Below are 12,936 nucleotides of genomic sequence, written 5' to 3'. Positions count from 1 at the left end.
GCTCATTAAAAGGATGTTTGACACAACTTATCCATAATTTAAAGAACGTTTTTTCCATCTCAATCTTACTACTCTTCACAGAAAATACAACTCTTTTTAGCAAATTAAGCAATTTTTTTCTCGAAGGCTAAAATTCTTAAATAAAGCGTGTATTTTTCTTAATATTTTAGCGGTATCTTCAACAAGAAAACGGTTCCAACATTTACTTCACTCTTGACTTCTATTGAAGCATTATATTTTTCAAGTAACATTTTAGAAATACTTAGCCCTAAGCCTGTACCGCCAATTTGACGATTTCTTGCTTCATCTACACGGTAAAAACGATCAAAAATATAGGGAAGGTTTTTTTCAGCTATTCCAATCCCATTATCTGTTATTTGAAATTCTACTTTTTCATCCTTCACAAAAAGGGAAATATTTACTTCCGGAACTTTTTCACAATAACGAATGGCATTTTCTACTATATTGCGAATTACTTGAGCAAGAGCATTCGGTGTTATAAAGACAGCCCCTATTTCGTCATTTTTCGACAGCGTAATAGTTGCATTCGGGTACAATTTCGCCATTTCACTTATGACACCTTCAATGACCGCGACCGGATTTGCTTCACTGGTGTCATCTTTCTCTTCACGTCGTGCGAGTTCAAGTAACTCTTCAATCATTTTTCGCATCCTAGTAATTTCCGTTAATGATGTATCTATCGATTCTTCTAGAATCACTGGATCATCCTTACCCCACCGCTTGAGTAGTGAGAGATGGCCTTCAATTGCTTGAATAGGTGTCCGCAGTTCGTGAGAAGCATCCGCAACAAATTGCTGCTGTTGAGCAAATGATATTTGTAGCTCATTCATCATTGCATTGTACATTTTCAATAAGTCACCAATTTCATCTTGTGATGAGTAGGATAGCTGTATTGGTTCATTAAAACCTTGGTCCATTACAGTTTTCATTGATGCACGCAATGCATGAAGTGGCTTCGTTAAATAATTCGCTAAATAATACCCAATGGAACCTGAAAGGAACAATGCACCGACTCCTGCTATAAGCATGGCGGTCAACAAATAACGCATTAAGGATTCAAAACGTGTTAACGGATGAATCACTTGAATATATACTTGAAAAAAACCAAGCTTTATTGGCTCATTGACGACATATGCCTCTTTTTTATCAATGGTCATTTGCACAATTTTCTGCATGGGAGAAAGAGGTGCAGCTTTGGAGGCATTATTAATTCGCAAAATTTCAATACCATCATTATTATATAGTCTAACCGTTTGCTCGCGATCAACTATCGATTTTAATAATCCTGTATTTTGCTGGATTTGTTGGATAGATATATTGGGTCCTTGTGATTCTAAAAATGAAGCGACATCATCTCTAGTTCGTTTCACTTTACTAACTTCATCATTTAGTAGCCAAGTATGCAGTGAAACATAGACGACGATACAAATTATAGCGTAGCTAATAAAAATGACCGCACTCGATGTCAACATCCACTTTCTTTGCAAAGAAAGATTGCTGAAATAGGCTTTTATTTTATTCATTCACGCATCACGTATCCTACCCCACGTACGGTTTCGATATAGGCATTTAAATCACCAGGTAGTTTTGTCCTTAGATGACGGATGTATACATCCACCACATTTGTCTCAATATCTGCATCATACCCCCAGACAGAAGTTAATATAAGCTCTCTTGTACATACGCGGTTTTTATGTTCTATTAATAACTTCAACAAATCATATTCGGTTTTTGTAAGATCAAGTCTTTGCCCTTGCACCAATACCTCATATGCATCAATATCAATTTCAATATCTCGAAAACGTAATGTATGACCCACCATTTTTTCATTAGGCTCCACACGGCGTAAAATGGTACGTATACGTGCCAGTAATTCTTCAATGGCAAAAGGCTTCACGATGTAATCATCGGCTCCTGCGTCTAAACCTGCAACTCGATCCATCACTGCATCTCTCGCAGTAAGTAAAATAATGGGTACTTGTGACTGCGTACGAACGCGGCGACAAATCTCAATTCCATTAATCCCCGGCAGCATGACATCTAATAATAGAACATCATAGTTTTCTGTTGTAGCAAGTGCAAGACCTTCCCGCCCATCAAAGGCTACGGTCACATCATAGCTTTCATGCTGTAACTCCAGTTCAACAAAACGAGCGATATGTTTTTCATCTTCTACCAATAGTATTTTTTTAGGCATCTAATCACCTTCTATTTCAATCTAATAACTTCTTTTCTAGCATAACATCATTTAAAAAGCCTGTACCACAAGTAAATACTCGTTTGTACAGACTTATTTTAAAGTGGGCCAGTTATAAATAAATTGTTTTTCCCACTTTCCTTTGCTTTATATAATGCTTGGTCTGCTAAATCCATTAGCTCCTCTAATGTAGTTGCATGGTCTGGATAATAGGCAATTCCTATAGAGGCAGTAGGTGCAAAGAAATGATTTTCGATTGTCCAACCTTTTTTTAATTCATTGCGAATACGGTTAATGATATGCATCATTTGACCTTGCCTTGCTTCAGGTTTACGCGTTAAACCTGTTAAAATAATGATAAATTCGTCCCCACCCATTCGAATAACAAGATCGTGACTACGCACAGAGGTAATTAACACATTACCAAATTTGCGGATAAAATCATCCCCCATATCATGTCCGAATTGATCATTTACATCTTTAAAGTCATCTCCATCAATATATAACATGGCAATACAAGCGTTTTTGGCATGTGCGTCCATCAGTATTTTGGGAAATTCCTTTGTTAGATACCTTCGATTCGGTAGCTGCGTTAAACTATCATGATAAGCAAGGTAAAGTAAATCATTTTCTCGTTCTTTACGATGGGTAATTTCACGTGAAACCATAATAATTTGTGAGATTGTTTCGCGTTCTGTATCATGAACGACCGTTACATTTCCTTCTGTCCAAACTGGTGTACCATCTTTCCCTTGAAGCAATAGCTCAAATTGTGTATCAGTCTTCTCTGTAAAATCATTTAGAAACGCTTGCCACGCTGGTTTACTTTGCTCATCAATAATATCACTGTAAAACTGGCCTTGTAATTCAACAATTGCGTAACCTAAATACATTCTGTAAGACGGTGAGGCATAAATAATGATACCATCTTCATTTAAGATGACAATTAAATCATTTGTATTTTCAGTAATTAATCGGAATGTCCGTTCAATATTTTTTAATTCCGTTAACATTCTTTTCTTGTCCGTAATATCATAGTTAATGGATAAATATTGCTCCACTTGGCCAAATTCATTTTTCAAGGGCACAATAGCAGCCTCTACCCAATAGTCTGCATGATATTTAGTGCGGTAGCACAGCTCACCTCGCCACACCTCTCCTAATGCCAGGGTTTCATTGATTGCTTGAAACACGCTTTTTTTATTATTACGGGGTTCAATAAGGTCATAAGGATGGCCTAGCAATTCACTGGCTGTAAATCCCGAAGCATTTAAAAATAAATCATTTACTTCCACGATTTTTCCTTCGATATCTAAAATAGCAATGGAAGTGGCAGAATTTAAAGCTGCCTTGTACACTTCAAGGCCATGGGATGTCGAACGCAATGCGGCCTGTTGTTCTGTGAATTGCGTAAAATCTTGCATGATTAAGAAAATAGCAAAGGAATTGTCTCCTTGCATTACTGGTGACATTGATACTAAATACATGCGCTCCTGTTGATCCAACGTATGTAATTTAATAAGCTTCTCTGCAATATTTTCCCCCATTGCTGCTCTTTGTAAATAGTCTTGTATTTTTTCTATTTCCTCTTTTGGAATGATGGGCAAATCGATAAATGGCTGATGTTTCACCATATCGTTATCCAAATCAAAATCTTCCATGAAGCTTGTATTTACTTCAAATATAGTACCTTCAGCAGATAAAATAACGGTTGAAAAAAAAGCGTGATCAAAAATAGACCGCATAAATAAAAACTTATCTTCAACACTTCTGTCATATAAGATTTCTTTTGTAATAGCTAAAATATAGTATTCATTTCCGTCTTTAATCGGGCGGACAGATGTCTCATATTTTCGCACTTCCGATTCAACATAGGCATAATCGACGTAATCGACCTGCTGATGTTGAGCGATTGCTCGATGATAATTTTCTTGAATAATGACAAAATTCCGACTAGAAGTAACAGCAGATAGCATTTTTCCAATGGCGTTATTGGATAACAGTGCTTGGGCAGCTTGATTTAAGCGAATATATTGATAATCGTCTCCAACTCTTTTCATTAAATAGACGAAATCTTCTCCAATAAATAGTTGATTGAATAGTTTTTCGCTTAAAAGATATTCCATGATGTCACTCCCCATTATAAAGTCACATATATATATAAATTCGTTATAAATGTATTTATTTATAAAATAAAAATTACACTAGTATTATAACATATTTACAATCATTTAACTTTGTTGAATTACGAAAGATTCTATCCTTTTTCGAGTAAAATTTGATAATATTTCACTTTTCACAAGGCAAAACAATACTAAGGAAATACTTTTTTTCGTCATTTTTATGAAACATATAACTTTAATAGACTTTAAATCATATATAACAAAAGTAGGGAAATGATATCTTTCACCTTTTTTCTGAATTAACTGACAATTAAACTTAATTTTCGTTTAAAAGAGCAAAATGATTGCACCAAGCAGTAGACTTGTTATATTATATTAATAAAACTAGCCATTTTTCGGTATGGTCGCAAAATCAGTAAGACAGCGGGAGATTATGGATTTCATAGTTATAACGTCTAGTTCTTTGGGTTTTTAATTCCAGTACGAATTTTAGTTTTATTCTTTATGCTTTAACGGAATTGTTTTAACTACCCTTGCAAAGGAGGCGTTTCGTATGCTTAAACATCGAGACCTACATGAATGTACAGAGCTTTATGAGCTATTATCGCATCCATCTGTTTTTCCCTTCGTTCGCCAAAAGGCACAATCTGCGGACGAATACTGGTTTATGACCAAGCAACTAATCGAAGAAGAAGCGAGAGGGCTCGCTATCTCCAGGACAATAACTGATGATTGGGGTCAACCGATTGGCACCATTAGCATTCATGATGTGGAAGACGGTGCTGGCTTCCTCGGAACGTGGATAGGACTCCCCTATCAAGGGCAAGGTTACAACCAAAAAGCAAAAATGCTCTTCTTAAATGAATTATTTTTTGATTATAATTTCCATACGGTTTTCCTCCGTATACGAGTAGAAAATAGTAAATCACAGCGTGCCGCTTTAAAGTTGCCTTATGTTGTAAGTGCAAATGATAGTCACCCAACATTACTAGCACAAGTTAACAGCGGAGAAGCACAATTTAATCTATATAAAATACCACGTGACTTGTTCTATCTAACAACTGCCAATCAAACGCAAGAAGGCGAAGAACAAGCAATGTAATAACCAACAAAAAAAGCTATGTGCACTGTTTATTATAACAGTACACATAGCTTTTTATTTTTTATATTGCAATATTAACTTCGCCATTTCGTTTGGCGTTTTAGGTCTTTGCGTCTTTTCCATTGCTGGTATGATTTCTGATTTACGCGCTGTTAACGTATAAACTGATTTCATAAATGTTTCTTTTGTTAGTTCTTCCTCTTGTAAAACTTCAGCGTACCCTTGCTTTTTAAATAACTTTGCATTTAAAATTTGATCGCCACGACTTTTTTGTGCAGATAGAGGAATTAATAGCATTGGCTTATGCAGGGCTAAAAATTCAAATATAGAGTTAGACCCTGCACGAGAAACAACAAAATCTGCTGCATGCAGTAAATCCGGTAATTCCGTCGTAACATAGTCAAACTGTTTATAGCCTTTCATTGACTCTAAGCTGTCGTCTTTATTTCCTTTTCCACATAGATGTATTACTTGAAATGTTTGAAGTAGTTCAGGTAAATTATGGCGTAATGCATCATTTAACACAACCGAGCCAAGACTTCCCCCCATCACTAAAAGAACAGGTTTTGACGCCGTAAAGCCACAGAAAGCAAGACCTTTTGCTTTATTCCCATTAAATAATTCTTGACGAATAATGGAACCTGTACAAGTAGCCTTTTCCTTTGGCAAGTGCTGAAGCGTCTCTTCAAAAATAGTGAAGATATGCGAAGCAAATGGAAGTGCAATTTTATTAGCTAATCCGGGCGTTACATCGGATTCATGTATGACAACCGGTACGCCTGCCACTTTAGCTGCCATCACGACAGGTACAGAGACAAAACCACCTTTTGAAAAAATAACCTCTGGCTTTACTTTCTTTATAATGCGAAATGCTTGCATAATGCCAGCAAGTACTTTAAAAGGATCTGTAAAGTTTTTCATAGAGAAATAACGACGCAATTTCCCGCTAGCAATCCCATAGAACGGGACGTCAGGAAATGCCTCGCCAATTAATTCTTTTTCAATACCTTGCTCTGAACCAATATAGTGGACATCGTAACCTAGTTCAAGTAAAGAAGGTAATATCGCTTGATTAAGTGATACATGGCCTGCTGTCCCACCACCGGTTAAAATGATTGTTTGTTGTTTCACGTAAATTCTCCTATTCCTTAAAAGCCATTGTAGCAAACGCCACTTTTGTTTACAGTCTTTTATTTTACTATATGCGAAAGAAAAGATATAGATGAAGCTTTAATTTTTCATCATATGATGTTTACTATATGCTATACTAATTCATCATGCTTATAAAAGGAAGTTACTCACTATGTATAAAACGACAACGTTAAAGCAAAAGTATTCACTCATTTTAAAAATCATTGTACCTATTCTAATTACCCAAGTAGCCATTTATCTCATTTCTTTTTTCGACATTTTAATGTCTAGCCGCTACGGTACTTCTGATTTGGCAGGAGTCTCCATTGGGTCGTCCATTTGGATGCCTATCTATACTGGGCTTTCAGGTATATTATTAGCAATAACACCGATTGTCTCCCAGCTTGTTGGCGCAAAGAAAGAACAATTAGCAAAACAAGCAGTGCAGCAAGGCTTATATGTCGCACTTGTACTTTCTGCATGTATTTTTATCATATTATTTATCGGGCTCGATTGGATACTGGGAAATATGCAATTAGACGCCGCTGTACATAACATTGCTAAATCTTATATTCATGCAATGTGCGCTGGTCTTATTCCACTCTTTTTATTTTTTGTTCTACGTTGTTTTATCGATGCGTTAGGTCAAACACGAGTAACCATGATTATTACACTGCTAGGAACACCTATTAATATTTTCTTAAATTATATTTTCATTTTCGGAAAGTTCGGTGCACCTGAGCTTGGTGGTGTTGGTGCAGGTGTTGCAACAGCCATTACGTATTGGCTAATTTTCTTTATTACGGTTTGGATTATTGCTAAACGCGTGCCTTTTGAACACTTTACTATTTTCCGTGAATGGCCAAAGTTACAATGGCTTAGCTGGAAAGAAATCTTAGTTATTGGTGTGCCAATCGGTATTTCCTTATTTGCGGAAACGAGTATTTTTTCTGCCGTCACAATGATGATGAGTAGCTTTAGCACAGAAATCATCGCTGCCCATCAAATCGCCATTAACTTTACGTCGTTGTTATATATGGTTCCTCTAAGTATTTCAATGGGTGTAACGATTTTAGTAGGTTTTGAAATTGGTGCAGGACGTTTACGTGATGCAAAAATCTATAGCTATTTATGCGTAGGTACAGCAATACTATTTAGTTTTTTCTCAGCTTGCATTCTCTACTTACTTCGCGAACAAATCGCTACAATGTATTCAAGCGATGAGCTAGTTTTAAAAAATGCGCAAGTCTTTTTAGTGTATGCTGCCATTTTCCAACTATCTGATTCTATTCAAGCACCTGTGCAAGGCGCATTACGAGGATACAAGGATGTGACCATCACATTTATCATGGCTATTATCTCGTATTGGATTATTGGATTGCCTACAGGTTATGTACTAGCTAACTATACTGATTTAGGTCCAGTTGGTTATTGGTTAGGGCTTGTAGCTGGTCTATCTGCAGGCGCTATTACCTTATTAATCCGTTTATTACGCGTACAAAGAAAATTTGCCCTATAATGAAAAAAGCGCAAAAATGGTGATTCAACATCAACATTTTTGCGTTTTGTTAGTTAAACAATAGATGCAAGCTCCTTATTAACGGAGTATGCCTGTACGAATAATCGTTACTTTCACTTTTGGTTCAATCGTAAGTGAAGCAAATTGCTCGCGCCAGTCTTCCTCGAAGAATTTGGGATGATAAGCGCGAATATAACGTCCTATCCCTAACGTGTCGGACTTCTGTTCTTGCAGTATTTTTATTACTTCCTCAAAATCAGCTTGTATTCTTTGTTGGAACATCTCCTCTATCGTTTTAAACGTCTCCTCTTTATACAAATGATCTTTTGAAAACTCTTCTATTTCTACGTCAATTTTAAAATCCATTGTTATTTTTTTCATTTCTTCATTGATGATCCATTTTCTTTTTAAATGGATTACCTCCCCAGTGACAGGTACATCCTCGTTATTGAGCTTGAGCATATATTGTATACGTGCATGTTGACTCGCTTTATCCATTAATAAAAGCATATAAAAGGATTGCTTAGGATCCAAAATTTTCCCAGTAAACACTTGCCCAGAAAACAATGCCACTCCTGCAGCTTCCGCGCTATGTTCTTCTTCATCCATTTTAATATAAGGGATGGCAATATCTTTGGCATTATCAAACAATGTCGATCCGATCATTTGTAAGTTCAGTTTAGGGTAAATTGTATTTTTTTCTGTACTTTCAATAAAGCGTTGATAATAACCTCCTGCATTATCCGTTACTTCTTTTGTTAACTCAACAAAAGGTTTTACACTCCCCTCAGTCAATGCCACTTTAATAGAAATTGGATTTTGAGGATCACGAAAATAAATATCTAATAGGTCATATAAAGGTTCTTTTACCGTTTCAATTGAAATAAGCAATGTTGAAAGTTCAGACAAGTCAAGTGTTTGTTCAACCTTCAAATCGGCATTATTTCGTACATCACGTGGAGAAATACCTTTTGCTTCAATTAACATAATCTGACTTTGCTTATTAATTGTTTTCGGATAAGCATAATATCCTTTATATTCGCCCATTGTCCCTTCTATACCAGCAAGGGATACGACTGATGAATTTTTATATAAGCGTTCGTCCCAACAACCCGCAAGTAGTACAACTGACAGAACGATTATTGCTTTTCGATACACGTTTTCCCCCTCCATTTATTCCATAAAATGATGAGAATCGGTAAGAGAAAAGTGAAAATTAATATTATATAATGGAAGGAATTTTTCATTAATTCAATCACCTTAAACTTAACTAAAAAAATTGGCACAATCGCAAGCAATAGATGATAAAAAACGGTTGTCTTTTTAGTTCCTTTCTTACCTATTCCAAAATGGACGACCCTTATCGTTAAATTAAAAATTAATACTGTGATGATGGACCAGGATAACCAAATATAAACAAAGAAAATATCTAGTCGCTTTACAAATGTAACTTCTTGAGATTTTAAAATATAGATAATTGGCTCTGGCACTAACTTAATCTCTTCGATAGTAAAAAACATTTGGGAAAACATAACGGAAATCAAATAAAAGACAAAAATGATGAGCTGATACATCAATATTTGCTTGCTTTTTAAAGTCAATTCCTTTTGTAAAAAAGGACGATAAATCAGATACATTTCCGCTCCCATAAATGCAAAAACACTATGAATAATCCCTTGAATTATTTCCTTATAATTATTAAATTCGAGCGGTAATAAGTTTGTCCATGTAAGATCTGGAACCGCAAGCATTAAAAAAATGATAAAAATAAATATAAGCGGAATAAACATAACACCAATATTAATAACGGTTTCTGGTCGACTTACATTACCGTATAACGACAGTGCTACAATGAAAACGATGATTATCCACTCGGGCGTTTGAGGCAAAACCCATGATGCTAAAACATACACCATATAGGCTAAAAATGTCGCTATCATTAAAAACCAATACACCTTATACACCCATTGAAAAAATGTATTCAAGTAAAAATATCGATAATACCGCTCAAAAAATAGTAATACTAAATAATGTAATGTGGTTGCTACGATAAATAGCACCCAGGCCTTATTTTTACTTTCGCTTATTAAAGGCGTCTGAAAGGAAATATAAATAATCCCTGTTTCAATGAAAAACATTAGTAAAAAAAATTGCCCTTTAGATAAGGAAAAATTCAAGGTGTATCACCATTCTTTACACTATCATCTTTCGGTGAACTAAAAGATGTTACTTGGACGGTAGGTTTAAAGAACGGCCCTCGCACGAACACTTTATAGATTTCTTTTGGTTGGAACGGCACAATTGGAGCAAAGTATGGCTGTTTTAAAGAGCTTAAATTAATAAGGTGAATTAACAATACAACGACACCAATAACAATGCCGAAAAAGCCAAATAGTGAGGCTAGTACCATAAATGGAAATCGTAATATACGGATAGAGGTGTTCAGCTCTACTGACGGTACAACATAGCTAGAAATTGCAGTTAAAGCGACGACAATTACCATTAAGTTCGACACTAATCCAGCACTTACAATGGCATCACCTATAACTAATCCTCCGACAATCCCTATGGTCTGCCCCACTGATTGAGGCAATCGAATACTAGATTCTCGTATAAGCTCCATAATAATTTCTAATATTAGCGCCTCTATTAATGGTCGATAAGGGATTTCATTCACATCATTTTTTACCTGATTACTCAACTCTAATGGCAATACTTCAAAATGAAAACTGATAATTGCAATGTAAAATGCCGGCAAAAAAACAGCAGCAAAAAATGAAAATAACCGAACCATGCGATAAAAAGAACCTACCAACACTCGACCATTATAATCGTCAGGTGATTGATAAAAGGAAAAAAACGTAACAGGTGCAATCAATGCTGTTGGAGAGATATTCGTTATCAACACCACTTTACCTTCAACTAAATTAGCAACAACCCGGTCAGGACGCTCCGTATTAAGCAATTGAGGAAAAGGCGACCATACGGAATCTTCTAACTCATCACTTAGTTGACCAACACTATAAAAATAATCTATGTTAATGCCATCGATACGCTTTTCAATTTCAGCTAACGTTTCTGCTTTAATGACTCCGTCAATGTAAAGATAATAAGCTTTTGTATTTGTCTCTTTGCCAATTGAAAAGGATTTTACGACCAGCGAAGGATTATGAATTCGTTTGCGTAATAAGGCTAAATTGGTTTCAACGCTTTCTACTAATCCTTCATGTGATCCGCGCAGAACATGTTCATTATTCGGCTCATCAGGATTGCGGTGTACTTGATTGACAATCGTAAGTGAAAGCATTTCACCTGTATCAGGAATAATGATTAGCGTTTCACCATTACAAATATGTTCGATGGCTTGTGGTAACGAAAATGGCTTCAGAGTCGTCATTATCGTTTCACTCCAGAACGGCTTGTTTGTATCTAAACGTGCATAAATTGTATCGAGTAATTTTTGCGCTTCTTTTGCATCTACAAGCGAGGAATAAAAGCATAAAATAGCAGACGTTCCTTCTCGCCAGTCTACTTGTCTTACTGTAAAATCGGATGATTGATTAAATGCTTTTTGTAAGCTTTTCATCATTAATTCCACTTTATTCATAAAACGCCTCCTATACTTGGAAGTATAGGCAAAAATGGCTTATTTCAAACGGCAATGCCTTTGGATTATCCTGTTTTCTTCATTGTTTGTAATTTTTTTACCTTAAAAAATAAAAAGACATCCAAATAAGCCTTGAAGACTTATTGGACATCCTATTTAGATACGTTGTTTCTATTAAATTTTCACAATATTACTTTTGGATAAACTGTTGCGTCCAGTAGTTACCTGACTTCACATACCCTACACCAATATGTGTATAATTAGCATTTAAAATATTGGCACGGTGACCCGGTGAATCCATCCAAGCTTGTACAACTTCTTGTGGAGAACGTTGACCTTGGGCGATATTTTCACCCGCACTCTTATAAGTGATGCCTAGCGCTTTCATACGATCAAATGGTGAACCAAATGTTGGGCTCGTATGTGAAAAATATTTCTTTGATTGCATGTCTTGAGATTTTTCTCGTGCTGCAGCCATCAGTTTATCATCTGTTTGTAGAGCCTTTAATCCTGCTTTCGTACGCTCAGCATTCGTTAATTTCACTACCTCTTGTTCAAAAGCATTCACATCCGATGTTGTTGTAGTCGGATTAGATGTAGTTGGTGGTGTTGTCGTTGTCGTATTTTGTTGATTTGTTGGTTTATTTGTTTGTTGATTTGTTTGCGTATCTTTTGACGGTGCAGTTGTATTTGGTTTAGTTACAACCCACTTGTGATTTGACCAATTATTATAATAGTAAACTTTACAGTTCGTTGTCTGATTTGCTGTGTTCCCTTCTGTAGTATTAGAAGCAGCAGAAGCCAATTGAATTGGAGCTGCTAAAAGAAATGTTGCACAAATTGCAGTAAGTGTTTTTTTCATTTTGCAATTCCTCCTATCTGCAACCTATCGTAAAGTATGATTCTATAAAAAATCTTCCCAACATCTGCTAGCATGTCCAATAGAAAAGTAGTTTCCGTTAAACAGGGGTTTTTTTGTTATATTTTTTAGCAAGTTTCACCAACCTATGAAATACTTACGTTTTAAATAGGGTTGACAGTATTCAATTTTTGTTCGTATTTTGACTACGATTTTAATAGAATAGCACACTGGCCAATCACTAAAATTGCCTGTCGAAAATAAAAAGTGAGCAAAATCATTTTTTGGCTATGCCTATAAAAAAATCTGCTCGGCTCCACTGAATGACTTAAATCTTCAGAAAGAACACGGGCAGATGAAGTTTATTATCTAAAGTA

At 35.7% G+C, this 12,936-nt stretch carries 10 protein-coding genes; 2 read left to right on the top strand and 8 right to left on the bottom strand.

All coding sequences use genetic code 11. The features are described from left to right. Window positions 1-158: 158 nt before the first annotated feature. The 3 genes from FC748_RS06180 to FC748_RS06170 form a co-directional block, all read right to left on the bottom strand. A complete protein-coding gene (locus FC748_RS06180; RefSeq protein ID WP_108030305.1) occupies window positions 159-1,544 on the bottom strand; it encodes a sensor histidine kinase in 1,386 nt (461 codons plus the stop codon). Then, a complete protein-coding gene (locus FC748_RS06175; RefSeq protein ID WP_024361633.1) occupies window positions 1,541-2,218 on the bottom strand; it encodes a response regulator transcription factor in 678 nt (225 codons plus the stop codon). Before FC748_RS06175 ends, FC748_RS06180 begins: the two co-directional genes overlap by 4 nt. Before the next feature lie 98 nt (window positions 2,219-2,316). Beyond that, complete coding sequence (locus FC748_RS06170) at window positions 2,317-4,344, bottom strand: diguanylate cyclase domain-containing protein (protein WP_025219558.1); 2,028 nt, start codon at window positions 4,342-4,344, stop codon at window positions 2,317-2,319. Window positions 4,345-4,894: 550 nt separating this feature from the next. Here FC748_RS06170 and FC748_RS06165 point away from each other — a divergent pair. After that, window positions 4,895-5,443: a GNAT family N-acetyltransferase gene (locus FC748_RS06165; protein ID WP_024361631.1), complete on the top strand. Its 549-nt coding sequence runs from the start codon at window positions 4,895-4,897 to the stop codon at window positions 5,441-5,443. 54 nt (window positions 5,444-5,497) lie between these two features. On the opposite strand, the gene FC748_RS06160 is transcribed toward FC748_RS06165, so the two are convergent. Then, entirely contained in the window at window positions 5,498-6,574 is a 1,077-nt protein-coding gene (locus FC748_RS06160) for an undecaprenyldiphospho-muramoylpentapeptide beta-N-acetylglucosaminyltransferase (RefSeq protein WP_108030304.1), read from the bottom strand. Between the two features lie 172 nt (window positions 6,575-6,746). Between FC748_RS06160 and FC748_RS06155 the strand changes: the two genes are divergently transcribed. Continuing rightward, window positions 6,747-8,093 carry an MATE family efflux transporter gene (locus FC748_RS06155; RefSeq protein ID WP_024361629.1) on the top strand — a complete coding sequence of 449 codons (1,347 nt, stop codon included), beginning with the start codon at window positions 6,747-6,749 and terminating at the stop codon, window positions 8,091-8,093. A gap of 78 nt (window positions 8,094-8,171) precedes the next feature. Here FC748_RS06155 and FC748_RS06150 read toward each other — a convergent pair whose 3' ends face one another. From FC748_RS06150 to FC748_RS06135, 4 genes are all read right to left on the bottom strand, one after another. Further along, complete coding sequence (locus FC748_RS06150) at window positions 8,172-9,251, bottom strand: Ger(x)C family spore germination protein (protein ID WP_024361628.1); 1,080 nt, start codon at window positions 9,249-9,251, stop codon at window positions 8,172-8,174. Beyond that, the gene (locus tag FC748_RS06145; RefSeq protein WP_024361627.1) at window positions 9,233-10,270 is read right to left on the bottom strand and encodes a GerAB/ArcD/ProY family transporter; all 1,038 of its coding nucleotides are present in this window, start codon (window positions 10,268-10,270) and stop codon (window positions 9,233-9,235) included. Before FC748_RS06145 ends, FC748_RS06150 begins: the two co-directional genes overlap by 19 nt. Further along, window positions 10,267-11,700, bottom strand: a complete 1,434-nt coding sequence (locus tag FC748_RS06140; protein WP_024361626.1) for a spore germination protein — start codon at window positions 11,698-11,700, stop codon at window positions 10,267-10,269. The genes FC748_RS06145 and FC748_RS06140 overlap by 4 nt, the downstream gene beginning before the upstream one ends. A gap of 190 nt (window positions 11,701-11,890) precedes the next feature. Next, entirely contained in the window at window positions 11,891-12,562 is a 672-nt protein-coding gene (locus FC748_RS06135) for a YkwD family sporulation-associated protein (protein ID WP_024361625.1), read from the bottom strand. Window positions 12,563-12,936: the final 374 nt, after the last annotated feature.

Origin of the sequence: Lysinibacillus sphaericus, assembly GCF_005217585.1 — a bacterium.
GTDB lineage: Bacteria > Bacillota > Bacilli > Bacillales_A > Planococcaceae > Lysinibacillus > Lysinibacillus sphaericus.
Note: the sequence above shows the minus strand (reverse complement) of the source record. Positions and strands in the feature narration are given on the sequence as shown.

What these genes read in the sequence shown, in the direction of transcription:
- FC748_RS06180 (WP_108030305.1), bottom strand. Translation starts at nt 1,544, where the DNA reads ATGAATAAAATAAAAGCCTATTTCAGCAATCTTTCTTTGCAAAGAAAG.
- FC748_RS06175 (WP_024361633.1), bottom strand. Translation starts at nt 2,218, where the DNA reads ATGCCTAAAAAAATACTATTGGTAGAAGATGAAAAACATATCGCTCGT.
- FC748_RS06170 (WP_025219558.1), bottom strand. Translation starts at nt 4,344, where the DNA reads ATGGAATATCTTTTAAGCGAAAAACTATTCAATCAACTATTTATTGGA.
- FC748_RS06165 (WP_024361631.1), top strand. Translation starts at nt 4,895, where the DNA reads ATGCTTAAACATCGAGACCTACATGAATGTACAGAGCTTTATGAGCTA.
- FC748_RS06155 (WP_024361629.1), top strand. Translation starts at nt 6,747, where the DNA reads ATGTATAAAACGACAACGTTAAAGCAAAAGTATTCACTCATTTTAAAA.
- FC748_RS06140 (WP_024361626.1), bottom strand. Translation starts at nt 11,700, where the DNA reads ATGAATAAAGTGGAATTAATGATGAAAAGCTTACAAAAAGCATTTAAT.
- FC748_RS06135 (WP_024361625.1), bottom strand. Translation starts at nt 12,562, where the DNA reads ATGAAAAAAACACTTACTGCAATTTGTGCAACATTTCTTTTAGCAGCT.